General features: G+C 61.8%; 9 protein-coding genes. 5 read left to right on the top strand and 4 right to left on the bottom strand.

The features are described 5' to 3' along the window. Positions 1–30: 30 nt before the first annotated feature. Positions 31–3,141 carry an autotransporter domain-containing protein gene (locus BMY98_RS03995; RefSeq protein ID WP_074885019.1) on the bottom strand — a complete coding sequence of 1,037 codons (3,111 nt, stop codon included), beginning with the start codon at positions 3,139–3,141 and terminating at the stop codon, positions 31–33. 151 nt (positions 3,142–3,292) lie between these two features. Further along, positions 3,293–6,295 carry an autotransporter serine peptidase EprS gene (gene eprS, locus BMY98_RS03990; protein WP_074885017.1) on the bottom strand — a complete coding sequence of 1,001 codons (3,003 nt, stop codon included), beginning with the start codon at positions 6,293–6,295 and terminating at the stop codon, positions 3,293–3,295. Between the two features lie 728 nt (positions 6,296–7,023). Here eprS and BMY98_RS03985 point away from each other — a divergent pair. Beyond that, the gene (locus BMY98_RS03985) at positions 7,024–7,827 is read left to right on the top strand and encodes an IclR family transcriptional regulator (RefSeq protein ID WP_074885014.1); all 804 of its coding nucleotides are present in this window, start codon (positions 7,024–7,026) and stop codon (positions 7,825–7,827) included. Positions 7,828–7,863: 36 nt separating this feature from the next. Here the strand turns inward: BMY98_RS03985 and BMY98_RS03980 are convergent, their stop codons facing one another. Then, entirely contained in the window at positions 7,864–8,916 is a 1,053-nt protein-coding gene (locus BMY98_RS03980; protein ID WP_074885013.1) for an NAD(P)-dependent alcohol dehydrogenase, read from the bottom strand. Positions 8,917–9,094: 178 nt separating this feature from the next. Between BMY98_RS03980 and BMY98_RS03975 the strand changes: the two genes are divergently transcribed. Further along, on the top strand, positions 9,095–10,000 hold the full coding sequence (locus BMY98_RS03975; protein WP_074885010.1) for an AraC family transcriptional regulator: 906 nt from the start codon (positions 9,095–9,097) through the stop codon (positions 9,998–10,000). A 243-nt stretch (positions 10,001–10,243) separates the two neighbouring features. Here the strand turns inward: BMY98_RS03975 and BMY98_RS03970 are convergent, their stop codons facing one another. Beyond that, positions 10,244–11,908, bottom strand: a complete 1,665-nt coding sequence (locus BMY98_RS03970) for an electron transfer flavoprotein-ubiquinone oxidoreductase (protein ID WP_074885007.1) — start codon at positions 11,906–11,908, stop codon at positions 10,244–10,246. 583 nt (positions 11,909–12,491) lie between these two features. On the opposite strand from BMY98_RS03970, the gene BMY98_RS03965 reads away from it, so the two are divergent. The 3 genes from BMY98_RS03965 (at position 12,492) to BMY98_RS03955 (ending at position 15,128) form a co-directional block, all read left to right on the top strand. Beyond that, entirely contained in the window at positions 12,492–13,241 is a 750-nt protein-coding gene (locus BMY98_RS03965) for an electron transfer flavoprotein subunit beta/FixA family protein (RefSeq protein ID WP_074885005.1), read from the top strand. After that, on the top strand, positions 13,241–14,170 hold the full coding sequence (locus BMY98_RS03960; RefSeq protein ID WP_074885002.1) for an electron transfer flavoprotein subunit alpha/FixB family protein: 930 nt from the start codon (positions 13,241–13,243) through the stop codon (positions 14,168–14,170). The genes BMY98_RS03965 and BMY98_RS03960 overlap by 1 nt, the downstream gene beginning before the upstream one ends. A 136-nt stretch (positions 14,171–14,306) precedes the next feature. Then, positions 14,307–15,128 carry a substrate-binding periplasmic protein gene (locus BMY98_RS03955; protein ID WP_425438843.1) on the top strand — a complete coding sequence of 274 codons (822 nt, stop codon included), beginning with the start codon at positions 14,307–14,309 and terminating at the stop codon, positions 15,126–15,128. Positions 15,129–15,134 lie beyond the last annotated feature (6 nt).

Here is a 15,134-nt window from a genome sequence, read left to right as displayed (position 1 = left end):
CTGGCGCAGGCTTTCAGGCAGCGCTAGAGGTTAGAAATCCCAATTCAGCGACAGCCCCACGCCGTGGGTTTTATCCCGGGCGCCCAGCAGGCCGTTGTAGTCCAGGTTGATCCGCGCATCCCGGTTCAAGACAAGGCTGGCGCGGGCACCCACGACGGCGGCGTCCCGGTCCATGGACACGCTTTGCACGGCAAAGGTATTCACCCCGCTGGCAAAGGCCAGGTGCTGCTCGGCCGAGGTATCGCTCAGGTTATGCTGCCAGCCCAACGTACCTGAGACCTCCAGCTTCTGGGTATCGGTGAGGTTGAACCGGCTACCGGCGCGCGCGCCCAGCGTGGACAGCATGGTGTCGCGGGTGTCGTCCTTCCCCTTGAGCGCCGTGGCGCCGCCCTTCTCGGTAAAGCTGTCGCTGTCGAAGTGCACATAGGCCAGGTTGGCGAAGGGCTCCAGCGCCAAAGGCTGCAGGTTCAGGCGATAGGCTGCTTCGGTGAACACCTGGGTCGATTGCGCGTCGCGCTTGACCTTGAGGCGGTCGGTCGACGCGCCCAGTTGCAGCTCTCGCTTGACGTCGATGCGGTGCCAGCTATGGGATGCACCCGCGGTCAGGCGCAAAGGCCCTTCCTCGTGGCCAATGTAGGCGCCCAGGTGGTAGCTATCGGCCGAGGCGCTGGAATGGGTGTCGTCGCCCATGCCTAACGAGGTGTCGCTGTAACCGACCATGGCGCCTAACCGGGTGTGCTCAGCCACCAGGCCGTCCACACCGGCGAGCAGGCCGCCCAGGGATGAGGTTGAACTGGCGCTGTCGCTGCTGCCGGCGTTTTTGCCCCAGGCGCCCAGCCCTTTCACCCACAGGTTGTTGCCCTCAACACCCTCTGCAGGCTGGTCGTACAGCCCGTCGACGCGCAGGCGATCACCTACGGCATCGCGTAGCTGGCGACTGTCGTTGATCAACTGCGTGGCGATGGCCGGATGCACCTCGCCGGACAGCTGGGTGTAGGCACGCCGAGCGGTAGCCGCATCAGGGCTCAACAGCAGCTCTTCGTACACCGCGTTACCGGCCCCCAATTGCTCGGCGGCAGCCGCTACGCTGGCCTGATTAGCGGTTTGCGCGGCGCTGGCGAAGCTGTCCGCGTTGCGCGCCAGGGCCAGGGCAACGCCCGTACTGCTGTAGGCCAGGTTGCCATCCAGGAAAGCGTAGTTATCCAGCACCGACCCGAACTGGCCCTGCACGCCGCCAGCGGCTTGCAGCACATTGAACTGCCGGCCGATCAGGCTGTTGACCTCGCCTGTGGTGAAGCCAGCGCCGTTTTCCAGCGAGAGGGCCATGGTCGCACCGCTGACCGTGGCCTGTCCGCCGGCGATGATGCGGTCGCTGCCAGTGGGCGACAACTCCACCGCATACACAGCGCCGGGCGCCAGGTTAAGGTCGCCTGCCACCTGCAAGGTGCCCACGGAATTGCCCGGCGCTACCGTACCGCCGCGGTTGGCGACAAGGGAAGCAACCCGGCCGTTACCGCCCAGTATGCCGGTGTCGTTGACGGTCACCGCCGAGGCCAGCGACCCATTGATCGCCAGGCGCCCTTCATTGACCAGGGTTGGGCCGCTGTAGGTATTGGCGCCGGTCAGCACCAGGGTACCGATACCTGTCTTGGTCAAGCCGCCATGCCCGGATATGTCATTGCTCCACGTGTCCCGCCCGCATTGTGGCCCGCTGCAGAGGCGCTGGGTCGGTTTACCGGCATCGACCACCGCGCCTGTGCCCGGCAGGTTGGCCACGAACTGGCTGTCGCCATAGGCGCCGCTGATACGAAACTCAGCGGGAATATCCGCCTCGGTGACGAACATGCTCGGGCCGTTGACGGCCTTGCCCAGGTTGATCATGCCCCAGCCATAGAGCGCGTCCACGCCAGGCGCGCCGAGGTCGGTGGCGGTGGTTTTCAACACGTCGGCCACCTGTGCGCCGGTCATGTAGGGGAAGCGCTCCATCAGTACCGCCATGCTGCCCGCCACATGGGGCGCGGCCATGGAGGTACCGTTTTTGTTGGCCCAGCCCACGGTCAGGTCTTGCAGGCTGGTGCCGTTAAGCACCGAGCTGTAGATCCGCGTACCTGGCGCCGACACGCAGAAGCTGGCCGTGTAGCCGCAGCGAGAAGAAAAGGTGCTCAGGGTGTAAGGCGTGGCGCCAGCGGCCGTGGCGTTGGGGTTTTGCTGCAGGGCAGCAACCGTCAGCCAGTTGGGGGCGATCTCTGGCACGAAATACCCGAGTCCGGCCATGGCGTCCGGGTTGTTCAGGTTGTAGTCGTTGCCTGCGGCGAAAATGGTCACCACGCCGCTGCGCGCAGCATCGATGGCGCCCTGATAAGCGCCCCCTGGGCGAGTGCCGAGGATCTGTTGGATCTGATTGAACTGCAGCTGCGCATCCTGAACGGTAAAGTGCGGAAAGGCCGGGTCGCGACCGCCCTGGTCAAAGCGGTCGGTAATGCCAATGCCCCAGCTGTTGTTGATGATGCGCGCGCCACTGCTGACCAATGCGTTCCAGCCAGCCTGGTAAACCGCGCCGTCGTTGCCCAGCACAATGCCGTCTTCCGGGCCTGGGTCGCCGTTGTCGGCGCTGATGATCTGGGCGTTGAAGGCCACGCCGTGCATGGGTCCGCCGTCACGGTTGCCGCCCGCGATGCCACCTACGTGGGTGCCATGGTTACCCAGCCGGCCGTTGGAGTCAGGGGTAGGGGTGCCATCGTAACGAAAGGCATCGCCGGCCTTCACCGGAATATAGGGGTCGGTGTACTCGCGAATGCCACTGGTGACCAGGTTGATCACTTTATCCGGGCTGGCGAATTCCGGGTGCGGTGCGTACACCGGCTGATCGAAAATCCCCAACTTCACGCCTTTGCCGGTGTAACCGGCCGCGTAGGCCTGGTCGGCGTTGATCGCGCCCAGCCCCCATTGCGCAGTGAACTCCGGGCTGCGCCAACTGGCGACATTCCCTGCCTGGCCGGCTTCTACGTAAGGCGCAGCCTGGGCTGCACCGAGGGTGGCCAGGTAACAGGCCAAGGCGCCGCAAGAAGCGCGATGGGCTTGCCGAATAGCGTGCCGAATGGAGCTGACAGCAAGCTGTCGAGTGGTGGATGGCTTTTTCATAAATACAACTGTCCTTAGTTAGCGCACACAAAACCCCGCGCGAATGCCGTCTTGGCATCCGCGTCGTTCTTTTTCCAACATTGGGTAGGTTGAAACATTCAGCTTCAGGAAAGCGGCGGGCGAAGGCCTGGCTCGCCGTGCCGCTTTGCGTTTAGAACTGCCAGTTAAGGCTCAAGCCAATGCCGTGGCTTTTTTCACGGCTGGCCAGTTGGCCGTTGTAGTCCAGGCTGACGCTGGCCTCACGGCTCAGCGCCATGCAGGCATGGGCACCCACCAGGGCCGCGTCACGCACCAGGGGCGAGCTTTCGATGCCGAAGTTACTGCCGCCTGCCGCAAAGGCCATGTGCTGCTCTGAATCGGTGTCGTTCAGGTTGTGCTGCCAGCCCAGGCTGCCGAAGAGGTCCAGCTTCTGATGATCATTGATTGCGATGGTTTTAAGCGCCCGCACACCCAGCGTGCCGAGCACGGCTTCACGGGTATCGCTGCCGGATGCAAGCGCTGCGGCATCTCCCTTCTCGGTGAAGCTATCCGTGCCAAGGTGCACATAGGCCAGGTTGGCGAAGGGCTCAAGCACTGCGGGCTGCAACTGAATACGGTACGCCGCTTCGGTGAATACCTGTGCGGTTTGCGCATCGTGTTTGGTTTTCTCCCGGCCACTGGCGGCGCCGACCTGTACATCGCGCCTGCCGTCGATCCGGTGCCAGCTGTAGGCACCGCCGAAGGTCAGGCGCCAGGCGCCGATCTCATGACCCAGGTAGGCGCCCAGATGGTAGCTGTCTACCGATGCACGGGAATGGGTACCCGAGCCCATATTGACCGAGCTGTCGCTGTAGCCGCCTACCAGACCAAGGCGTGTGGCTTCACCTACGTCGCCGTCGACACCCGCCAGCAAGCCGCCAATGGACGAGGTATAGCCAGCCGTATCGCTGCGGGAATCCGTTTTGCCCCACGCGCCCAAGGCCTTGAACCACACATTGTCTTGCGCTGCGGTATTGGCATCGGCACCGAACACGCTGGCGCCCAGGCGCTCGCCTACGGCATCACGCACATAGCGGCTGTCGTTGATCAACTGGGTGGCGACTGCCGGATAGATCTCGCCCGACAGCTGCTGGAAACTTTCCCGGGCCGAGGCGCCACTCTGAGCGAGCAGCAGGTTTTCATACACCGCGTTGCCCGCCCCCAATTGCTCGGCGCCCGAGGCCACGGCTGCCTGGTTAGGGGTTTGCGCCACGCTGTCGAATGCCGCCGTGCGCTCGATATTCAGCGCAACGCCGTTAGCGGCGTAGTCCAGCCGGCCGCCGAGGAAAGCGTAGTTGGAGGTGACCGCCGCGAACTGCCCATTCACACCGTTGGCGGCTTGCAACACGTTGTACTGGCGGCCAACCAGGGTCTGGCCGGGCGTGGCATTCAAGGCCAGCGGCGTCGGGTCCAGTGCCAGGGTCATGTTGGCCCCCGACACTGTGGCACTGCCGGTGGCCACAATGCGGTCACTGGCCGTGGGCGAAAGCTCTACCGCGTAGGTTGAGCCAGGCGCGAAGGTTAAGTCACCGTTCACCTGCAAGGTGCCGATGGAGTTACCCGGCGCAACCTGCCCGCCGCTCAACGCGGTGAGGTTACCGACCTGGCCATTGCCGCCCAAGGTGCCACCCGCATTGACCTGCACGGCGGACGCCAGGGAGCCATTGACCGACAGCACACCCCCGTTGACCTGAGTATCGCCGCGATAGGTATTGTTCCCTTCAAGGATCAACCGGCCCGCGCCGGACTTGATCAGGCTGCCTTGATACTGGCGCTGAGCCGCTGCCGCAGCACGGGCGGTGCCCACGGCGTAGTCGGTCTGGTCCTGTTGGCTGGCGGTGCTGGCCACGCCGCTCTGCCAACCTCTGCTGACCAGGGTTTGCTGCCAGGCGGCCTGTTCAGCAGTGTCCTCGGCCTGGCGCTGGATCAACGCCTGATCAGAAATATCGTTACTCCAGACATCGGTTTGGCCGGCGCCCAGGGTGGCATCGAAGGTGCCCAGCAACTGGCCTGGGCCGCGCATGGCCCGTTCCAGGTTGGCTACACCCCAGCCCACAGTACCATTGGGCGCCCAGGTGACCGAACCATCGAGCTGGGTCGCGGTGGTGAGCAGCACCTGCAAGGCCTGCTCGTTGTTCATGTAAGGGTAGCGCTCCATCACCAGCGCCAATGCGCCGGTGGCATGGGGCGCGGCCATGGACGTACCGGACTTGAGCGCATAGCCGCCGCCAGGCACGGTGCTGTTGATCAGCCTCCCCGGTGTGGTGATGCACCAGTATTTGGCAATGCCGCACTGGTTGTAGCGCTGGGCATTGGCACTATCGAGGCCAGACACCGCCAGCCAGTGGCCTTCCAGGTCCGGCTCGAAATACGGCAGCGCAGAACGCACACTGGCGTTGGCATAGCCGGTATTGCCAGCACTGAAGACGTTGATCACGCCCTTGCGCGACACGTTAGCCGCTTCATCCAGCCAGGTGCCCCGGTTGTAATGCTGGGCATAGGCGGCCTGTACGCCTTTCAACGTCGCGTAGGTCACATCCGGCGGCTGGCTACCCCAACTGTTGTTAATCGCCCGCACACCGGCATCGGCCAGCGCGCCATAAGCTGCCTTGAAGTACTGCGGGTCTGGACTCGGGCCAAACAGGAAGCTGTCGCTCTGGTTGGTGTTGGCCACATAGATTTGCGCGTTGTATGCCACGCCATGCATGCCAACACCATCACGGGCCGCGCCCATGGTCCCGGTCACGTGGGTGCCGTGGGTGTCGTTATTAGGGTTGATGGCACCTGTGATGCTAAAAGGCGAACCATCTACATAGGTGCCGTTGGCCGTTACCGCATGGTAGCGGGAAGGGCTGGCTTCGGGATGAGAGGGATCGAAACCTGAGTCCATCGCGCCGATTTTTACGCCGTTGCCGGTGATACCGGCAGCATAAGCCTGGTCAGCCTGGATACGGCCCAATCCCCAGTCGCTCTGAAATTCTTCCGAGCGCCAACTGGCTGCGTTGCCTAACTTTCCCTGTTCTGCGTAGTCGGCATAAGCCGAGCAGCCGAAGGTAAAAGACAACGCACAAAGTGCGGTCGTGGTTACGGGTTTAACGGAATAACGGACAGCATTGGACGGCTTGAACCTTCGCATCCCTGCACACCTTTTTTATTTATTAGCTCCCTAGTGAGCGCCGTAAGAAAATAGTCCGCTGCGGAGGGGATGGCAACTAATTTGTTTCAAATTTGATACAAAGCCAGCTGCAAGAGAATACGCAGGTCACAGGGCATAATGCGTCCTGATGAGGCATCTGGAAGGGTCCAGGCACAACTAAGGTGCAATGCGGGATAGTGGCCTTTTAGTTCCGTTTCAAGGAATCAGTTGTTTTTTAATTGATCTGGCGTAGTGGTCTTGCCGACCTCCGCAGTTATAGGCCCTGCGCGGGACATGTAATAAGGAGGTATTCAAGTAATAAATAGCGGGAACTTTAGCTGAGCCATTAGTTGGCCATGGCACGATGCCATCTTCATGTAGCTTCGGGCGTTCGAGCAAGCCGTAATTGCGCAACCGTGGTATTTGATAAGGTCAGGCCGGGTGCCCGAAACAGTGGTGCAGTGATTATGTTCGCGCAACTTGCATTAGTGCCGGCCACGGCAAGCGATACTTCGTCCCTAACGTGTTAAACCCTCAGCTCTATGTTCGCCGGGCACCCGTTTATGTTGAAAAGCGGTCATCAGCCCTGGGGGCAGGTTTGCCACGGAGAAAAAAGAGCTGTCAAGACCGATGCACCTCCAGATACTGGGTGAAGCTGTGCCCGCGTGGACAGGCTTCAAGCCTGGCGACGATAATGTCGCCGGTTTTCTGATTCGATAAGGCGCGCCATGCACGATGCATCCGACACCGCCGTCACTGGCAAAGACCCTGCACCCACCGGCACGCAAACGCTGATTCGCGGCCTGGGCGTGATTCAGGCGGTCGCCAGCGGCGCCCGCGACCTCAAGGAAATCGCCCGGCTCATCGGCACCACCCGCAGCACCACCCACCGGCTCGCCAGTTGTCTGGTGGAGGAGCGTTACCTGCGGGTGTTGCCGCAGACGGGTTATGTGCTGGGGCCCAAACTGATCGAGCTGGGGTTCCAGGCCCAGGAAGAAGTGCCGCTCCTGGTGCTGGCCAGACCCTTTCTCGACGAACTGTCGGCGCTCACCGGCGACACCGTGCACCTGGCGATGCGCGACGGCGACGAGGTCTTGTACCTGCATAAAAATCCTGGTCGCAATGGCCCGGAGATGCGTTCGCGGGTGGGCCATCGCATGCCGCTGGCGCGCACTGGCATCGGCAAGGCGTTGCTGCTGGACAGCCTGGAAAGCGAATGGCGACGGTTGTACGAAATCAGCGTGCCGACCACCGGCAAGAACCCGCTGTGGCCGGCCCATGAAGAGCAAACCTGGGAGCAGGTGCAGGCGCGCATGCACGAGTACGTAAAGGGCGGTTATGCGTTTGATCTGGAAGACAACGAACCGTCGATCCGCTGCGTGGCCGCGCCGGTGCGTGATGCCAGCAAGCAGATTGTCGCCGGTATCAGCATCGCCAGCACCGTGCCGTACATGCCGCTGGAAAAGATGGCCGACTTGGTGCCGGTGATCAAGGACGCGGCGGCACGGCTGTCGGCGGAGTTGGGCGGGTAGTGCGTCGCCCCGCATTGCGCGGGGCGAGCCGGTGGATCAGGCCTTCAACGTGGCCATGTCAATCACGAAACGGTACTTCACATCGCCCGCAATCATGCGGGTGTACGCTTCGTTGATGTGCTTGATATCCAGCATCTCGATGTCGCAGGTGATGCCGTGTTCGGCGCAGAAATCCAGCACTTCCTGGGTCTCGGCGATGCCGCCGATCAGTGAGCCCGCCAGTACGCGGCGCTTCATCACCAGATTGGCCGCATGCAGCGCCGGATCAACGGGTTCGATCAGGCCGACAAGGATGTGCACGCCGTCAAAACGCAGGGTTTCGAGGTAGGGGTTCAAGTCGTGCTGCACCGGAATGGTGTCCAGCAGGAAGTCGAAATGACCGGCAGCGGCTTTCATCTGCTCGGCATCCGTCGAGACGATGACGTGATCGGCGCCCTGACGACGACCTTCCTCGGCCTTGCTCGCCGAGCGGGTGAACAGGGTGACTTCCGCGCCCATGGCCTTGGCGAACTTGATACCCATGTGGCCCAGGCCGCCCATGCCCAGGATGCCCACTTTGTCGCCGGCCTTGACGCCGTAATGCTTGAGCGGCGAGTAGGTGGTGATGCCGGCGCACAGGATTGGCGCTGCGGCGGCCAGGTCGAGTTTTTCCGGGATACGCACGACGAAGTGCTCGCTGACCACGATGCTGTTGGAGTAGCCGCCCATGGTGTTGCTGCCGTCGACGCGGTCCGGCGTGGCGTAGGTCATGGTCGGGCCTTCGAGGCAATACTGCTCGAGGTCTTGGGCACAGGCTTCGCAGTGACGGCAGGAATCGACCATGCAGCCGACGCCGACCAGATCGCCGACTTTGTGCTTGCTGACGTTGGCGCCCACTTCGGTGACTTTGCCGACGATCTCGTGGCCCGGCATCAGCGGGTACACGGCGATGCCCCACTCGTTGCGCGCCTGGTGGATGTCGGAGTGGCAGACGCCGCAGTACAGGATCTCGATGGCCACGTCGTCCGGCCGCGGGCTGCGGCGGCTGAAGGTCATGGGGGCGAGGGGAGCGGTGGCGGACTGGGCGGCGTAACCGATGGCTGTGTACATGAAGAACCTCGCAAAAACGATAACGGTTGAGGCGATGCATTGTCCTCAGGCAGGGCATCGGCGGCCATGGTCATTCCTCCGTCTGTCATGCCTGATTCTCCGGATTTCACAGATCGGGTAGGGCGTCACGCTGCTGATCTGCGATGATAGCGGTGTCAAATCCTCCGTATGGCTGCCCATGTCTCCTCTTTCCCATTCCGATGCCAACACTGAGTTGGTCTCCCTCATCAAGCCACTGGCACCGCGCCCGGGTTTCGTCGACACCCTCGTCCCGGGCGTGCAGGCGATGTCGTGGGATTACTACGTCGCCAGCAGCCCGCAGATCTACGAACCCAGCCTGGTGATCATCGCCCAGGGCAGCAAACTCGCCCGCCTGGGACCGCGGACGCTGGAGTACGGTGCCGGTCATTATCTGGTGCAGGCGTTGTCGGTGCCGTTCATGTGCGAGACCTTCGCCACGGCCGAGGCGCCGATGTATGGCGTCGCGGTGTCGATTGATCGCACGCTGCTCAGCGAGCTGGTGCACGCCATGGGCGAGGCGCCGAACGTCAAGGTCAAGGCGCAGACGCCGGAATCCATGACGTCCGCCGAGCTGGATGCGCCAATGCGCGAAAGCGTCGAGCGGTTGCTGCGCTGTCTGCACGATCCGCTGGACGCGCAAGTGATGGGGCAGGCTCGGGTCAGAGAGGTGGTGTATGCCGCATTGCGCGGTCCCCAGGCCGGGGTGCTGCGGGCGCTGGTCGAGCAGACAGGCCACTTCGCGCGCATTGCCGCGTCGCTGCAGCACCTTCGCGACCATTACGATCAGGCCTTGAGCGTCGAGGATCTGGCTCGCTGCGCCAATATGAGCACCTCGACCTTCCACGAACACTTCAAACGCAGCACCTTGCTGTCGCCGGTTCAGTACCTGAAACGCGTGCGGCTGCTCAAGGCACAACAAATGCTGATCGGCGAGGGCATGGGTGTGGCGCAAGTGGCGCACAAGGTCGGGTATCAGAGCACGTCGCAGTTCAGCCGCGAGTACAAACGCTACTTCGAGCGCAATCCGGGGGAAGAGGGCGAGCGGCTGAAAATATCAGCGTGAGGGTGATTGCTGAACCTCAAAAGCTTCCCGGCTAAAGCCGGTCCTACGAAGGTTATGCGGTGTCTTTGTGGGACCGGCTTCAGCCGGGAAGAGGCCGGTGTGTACAACATCAATTTTGTGGTATGACCGCTGGCGCCTTCCCGGCTAAAGCCGGTCCCACTGAACGCGCGCAGTGTCAGTAGGACCGGCTTTAGCCGGGAAGCTTGCAGCTCAAAGCGTGAAGCTTGAAGCTTGCCGCTTCTCTTACATATTGGGATAGGTCGGGCCGCCTGCGCCTTCCGGTGCTACCCACGTAATGTTCTGCGACGGATCCTTGATGTCACAGGTTTTACAATGGACGCAGTTCTGCGCGTTGATCTGGAAGCGCTTGGCGCCATCTTCCTGGGTCACCACCTCGTAAACCCCTGCCGGGCAATAGCGCTGGGCAGGCTCGTCGTACTTGGGCAGGTTGACGCTGATCGGGATGCTCGGATCCTTCAGCTTCAAGTGGCACGGCTGCTCTTCTTCGTGGTTGGTGCCGGAGATGAACACCGAACTCAGCTTGTCGAAGCTCAGCTTGCCGTCGGGTTTCGGGTAGTCGATCTTCTTCGAGTCGGCCGCCAGCTTCATGCACGCGTAGTCTGGCTTGGTGTCGTGCAGGGTGAAGGGGATCTTGCCGCCAAACAGGTTCTGGTCGACGAAGTTGAACGCGCCACCGAGGATCGCGCCGAACTTGTGGACAGCGGGCCCGAAGTTACGGCTGGCGAACAGTTCTTCGTGCAGCCAGCTGGCCTTGAAACCCTCGACATAGCCATTCAGCGCGTCGCCACCCTCGTTGCCGGCGAACAGCGCATCGGCCACCGCTTCGGCGGCGAGCATGCCGGACTTCATGGCCGTGTGGCTGCCCTTGATCTTGGCGAAGTTCAGCGTGCCCAGGTCGCAACCGATCAGTGCGCCGCCGGGGAAGACCATCTTCGGCAGCGAATTCAGGCCACCCTTGCAGATGGCCCGTGCGCCGTAGCTGATGCGCTTGCCGCCTTCCAGGTACTGCTTGAGGACCGGGTGATGCTTCAGGCGCTGGAATTCATCGAACGGCGACAGGTACGGGTTGGCGTAGGACAGATCGACGATCAGTCCGACCACGACCTGATTGTTTTCCAGGTGGTAAAGGAACGAGCCGCCGGTGTTCTCGGTGCCCATGATGTCCAGCGGCCAGCCGGCGGTGTGCACCACCAGGCCTGGCTGATGTTTGGCCGGATCGACTTCCCAGATTTCCTTCAGGCCGATCCCGTAATGCTGAGCGTCGGCCTCGCTGTCGAGGTTGAAGCGGTTGATCAGCTGCTTGCCAATGTGGCCACGGCAGCCTTCGGCGAACAGCGTGTATTTGCCGCGCAGTTCCATGCCGGGGGTGTACAGGCCTTCTTTCGGATTGCCCTCACGGTCGACGCCCAGATCACCGGTGAGAATCCCGCGCACCACGCCGTTCTCATCGATCAGCGCTTCCTGAGCCGCGAAGCCCGGGTAGATTTCGACGCCGAGGTTCTCGGCCTGCTGCGCCATCCAGCGGCACAGGTTACCCAGCGAGATGATGTAATTGCCTTCGTTGTGCATGGTCTTGGGCACGAATGCGCCCGGGACTTTCTGGCTGGCGTCGGCACCGGTCAGCACATAGATGTCGTCACTTTTGACCGGCGTGTTGAGCGGGGCGCCGAGGGCTTTCCAGTCGGGGAACAGCTCGTTGAGGGCGCGGGGTTCGAACACGGCGCCGGAGAGGATGTGAGCACCGACCTCGGAGCCTTTTTCCACCACGCAGACGCTGATTTCCTGACCGGCGTCAGCGGCTCTCTGTTTTAGGCGGCAAGCGGCAGACAGCCCGGCGGGCCCGGCTCCGACGATGACGACGTCGAACTCCATAAATTCGCGTTCCACAGGCTATCTCCTACTCAAGGCTCAACGGCGTATTTTTTAGGCGTATTTTTATAGATGCTTAAACCGACACCGGGAAGGTCGTTGCCCCGGGGTGTCATCTTGAAGGCGCGCATTATATCTACACCACCTCGCAGGTCCAATACAAACGTTTGTTTGAATCGGCCGAAACCCTGATAAATCATGGTGAGACGGCTTGTGACTGGCGTTTATGTCGTATTGACCCGACCCGGCGTTGCGGTCAAGATACGGGCGGTTTTGCGCTTGCTCCGGGTCGTTCGTCAGTCCCGCAATTGTTTGCAGCAGCGCAGAGACCGTCGGTAGCAGAACACCGGTAAAAGCAACGTGAGCATCGCCCCCACGCAGTCGTCAGCACTACCACCAGCACCACGCCGGCGGCGCGCTGCAGTTTACACGGGCGGTCACTGTCTGGCTTGGATTGCCGCCGGGGCGTGGCCGCTTTTGCTGACATCAGCATTCAGCAACCACGAATACGTTGTTTTCACAGGTGTTCTTTACACTGACGAGTACCCATCGCCGGGCAAGGCCTGGCGACTTCTTTTCACCGGAGAGAAACGAGGAATCCATGAAGGTTCTTGTAGCTGTCAAACGAGTGGTCGACTACAACGTCAAGGTTCGCGTCAAAGCGGACAACTCCGGCGTCGATCTCGCCAACGTTAAAATGTCGATGAACCCCTTCTGCGAAATCGCTGTGGAAGAAGCCGTCCGCCTGAAAGAGAAAGGCGTGGCGACCGAGATCGTCGTCGTTTCCATTGGTCCGACCACCGCTCAGGAGCAACTGCGCACCGCGTTGGCACTGGGTGCCGATCGCGCCATCCTCGTAGAATCCGCTGACGAATTGACCTCCTTGGCCGTGGCCAAGTTGCTCAAGGCCGTTGTCGATAAAGAGCAGCCGCAGCTGGTCATCCTCGGCAAACAGGCGATCGACAGCGACAACAACCAGACCGGCCAGATGCTGGCTGCGCTGAGCGGTTATGCCCAGGGTACCTTCGCTTCCAAAGTCGAAGTGTCCGGCGACAGCGTCAACGTCACCCGTGAAATCGACGCTGGCGCGCAGACCGTTTCCCTCAAGCTGCCGGCCATCGTCACCACCGACCTGCGTCTGAACGAGCCGCGCTACGCGTCGCTGCCAAACATCATGAAAGCCAAGAAGAAGCCTCTCGAAGTGCTGACGCCTGATGCGTTGGGTGTTTCGACTGCGTCCACCAACAAAACCGTGAAAGTTGAAGCGCCGGCTGCCCGCAGCGCAGGCATCAAGGTCAAGTCGGTTGCCGAACTGGTTGATAAACTGAAAAACGAAGCGAAGGTGATCTGATGACGACCCTGGTTATCGCTGAGCACGAAAACGGCGCAATCGCTCCCGCCACCCTGAATACCGTTGCTGCTGCCGCAAAAATCGGTGGTGACATCCACGTCCTGGTCGCGGGTCAGAACGTTGCTGCCGTTGGCGAAGCAGCTGCAAAAATCGCAGGCGTGTCCAAGGTCCTCGTGGCCGACCATGCAGCCTACGAACACCAGCTGCCGGAAAATGTCGCACCGCTGGTCGTCGAGCTGGCTTCGGCCTACAGCCACGTGCTGGCCGCTGCAACCTCCAACGGCAAGAACATCCTGCCGCGCGTTGCGGCGCACCTGGACGTCGATCAGATCTCCGAGATCATCTCGGTCGAAAGCGCTGACACCTTCAAGCGCCCGATCTATGCCGGTAACGCTATTTCGACCGTTCAGTCGTCGGCAGCGGTGAAAGTCATCACCGTGCGTGCGACTGGCTTTGACGCAGTGGCGGCCGAAGGCGGTTCTGCTTCCATTGAAGCCGTCAGCGCAGCCCACGACGCCGGCAAGTCGTCCTTCGTCAGCGAAGAGCTGGCCAAGTCCGACCGTCCCGAGCTGACCGCTGCCAAGATCGTCGTCTCCGGTGGCCGCGGCATGCAGAACGGCGACAACTTCAAACACCTGTACACCCTGGCTGACAAGCTGGGTGCAGCGGTCGGCGCTTCCCGCGCGGCTGTCGACGCAGGCTTCGTGCCCAACGACATGCAGGTCGGCCAGACCGGCAAGATCGTCGCGCCTCAGCTGTACATCGCGGTCGGCATCTCCGGCGCGATCCAGCATCTGGCCGGCATGAAAGACTCCAAAGTGATCGTCGCGATCAACAAGGACGAAGAAGCACCGATCTTCCAGGTGGCCGATTACGGCCTTGTGGCGGATCTGTTCGAAGCGATCCCCGAGTTGGAGAAGCTGGTTTAATCCACTTCCCTGACTTATAAAGAGAACCCGTTCGCTCGGGCTGTCGCAAGCGCTGATCATCGTTCACTCGATGAGCCAGCGCTCAGGCAGTCGGAGCTGACGGGTTTTTTTATGGGCAAAAAAGGACGTTTTCATGTTGTCGCCAAAGCGGACGCTGGCTTCACTGTTGGGCGGGTTGCTGTTGCTGCCGTCGCTGGGCTGGTCTGCGGGCAAGTGTGACCGGCTTATCGTCACCGGCAGCCCGGACGCGCCGCCTTACCTGTGGCGGGATCCCCAAGACCCTAAACACCTGATGGGCGCCAATGCCGACCTGCTCAAGGAGGTCGCGCAGCAGATCGGCGTCAAGGTCGAGCTGCTGTATGGCGGCAAGCGCAGTCAGGCGCTTGAAGAAGTGCGCAGCGGGCGCATGGACATGCTGGCGGACACGCCGCTCAACAGCGCCGAGCTGGAATCCCTGGATTTCATCCATCCGCCCATTGCCCAGAACGAAATCATGGTCTGGACCCGCAACGGCCATGAGCAGCCGTTCAATTCGTTGGCCGATCTGCAGGGCCGTGCCGGTGCCATGTCCGAAAAAACCCGGGTAACCGCGGGATTCGATGAGGCGATCAGGGCGCACCTGACGCTGGAGAAGCAGGCCAGTCTTCCCCAGGCCTTTCAGAAACTGGCGGCGGGGCAGGTCGATTACGTCCTTGCCGGTCGCTATGCCGGGATGGCTGTGACCCAGGCGCTGAACATCGCCAAAGACCTGCAAACCCAGCCCATGCCCCTCGATCGCCCGGGCTTTTATCTGGCGCTGTCGTTCAACTCCGCCTGCAACGATCCATGGCTGCGCGGACAGCTGGCGAAAAAAATGACAGAATTGGCGGCTTCCGGTCGCTCCAGTGAAGCCGTCACGCGCAATCTGGACCTGTGGAAAATCCAGTTGCAGCAGTCCGGTAGCGCCCTTCATCAGTAGGAATGT

Origin of the sequence: Pseudomonas graminis, assembly GCF_900111735.1 — a bacterium.
Lineage (GTDB): Bacteria > Pseudomonadota > Gammaproteobacteria > Pseudomonadales > Pseudomonadaceae > Aquipseudomonas > Aquipseudomonas graminis.
Note: the sequence above shows the minus strand (reverse complement) of the source record. Positions and strands in the feature narration are given on the sequence as shown.

Coding starts and splice junctions, on each gene's coding strand:
- BMY98_RS03960 (WP_074885002.1), top strand. CDS start 13,241: ATGACGACCCTGGTTATCGCTGAGCACGAAAACGGCGCAATCGCTCCC.
- BMY98_RS03965 (WP_074885005.1), top strand. CDS start 12,492: ATGAAGGTTCTTGTAGCTGTCAAACGAGTGGTCGACTACAACGTCAAG.
- BMY98_RS03975 (WP_074885010.1), top strand. CDS start 9,095: ATGTCTCCTCTTTCCCATTCCGATGCCAACACTGAGTTGGTCTCCCTC.
- BMY98_RS03995 (WP_074885019.1), bottom strand. CDS start 3,141: ATGAAAAAGCCATCCACCACTCGACAGCTTGCTGTCAGCTCCATTCGG.
- BMY98_RS03985 (WP_074885014.1), top strand. CDS start 7,024: ATGCACGATGCATCCGACACCGCCGTCACTGGCAAAGACCCTGCACCC.
- BMY98_RS03980 (WP_074885013.1), bottom strand. CDS start 8,916: ATGTACACAGCCATCGGTTACGCCGCCCAGTCCGCCACCGCTCCCCTC.
- eprS (WP_074885017.1), bottom strand. CDS start 6,295: ATGCGAAGGTTCAAGCCGTCCAATGCTGTCCGTTATTCCGTTAAACCC.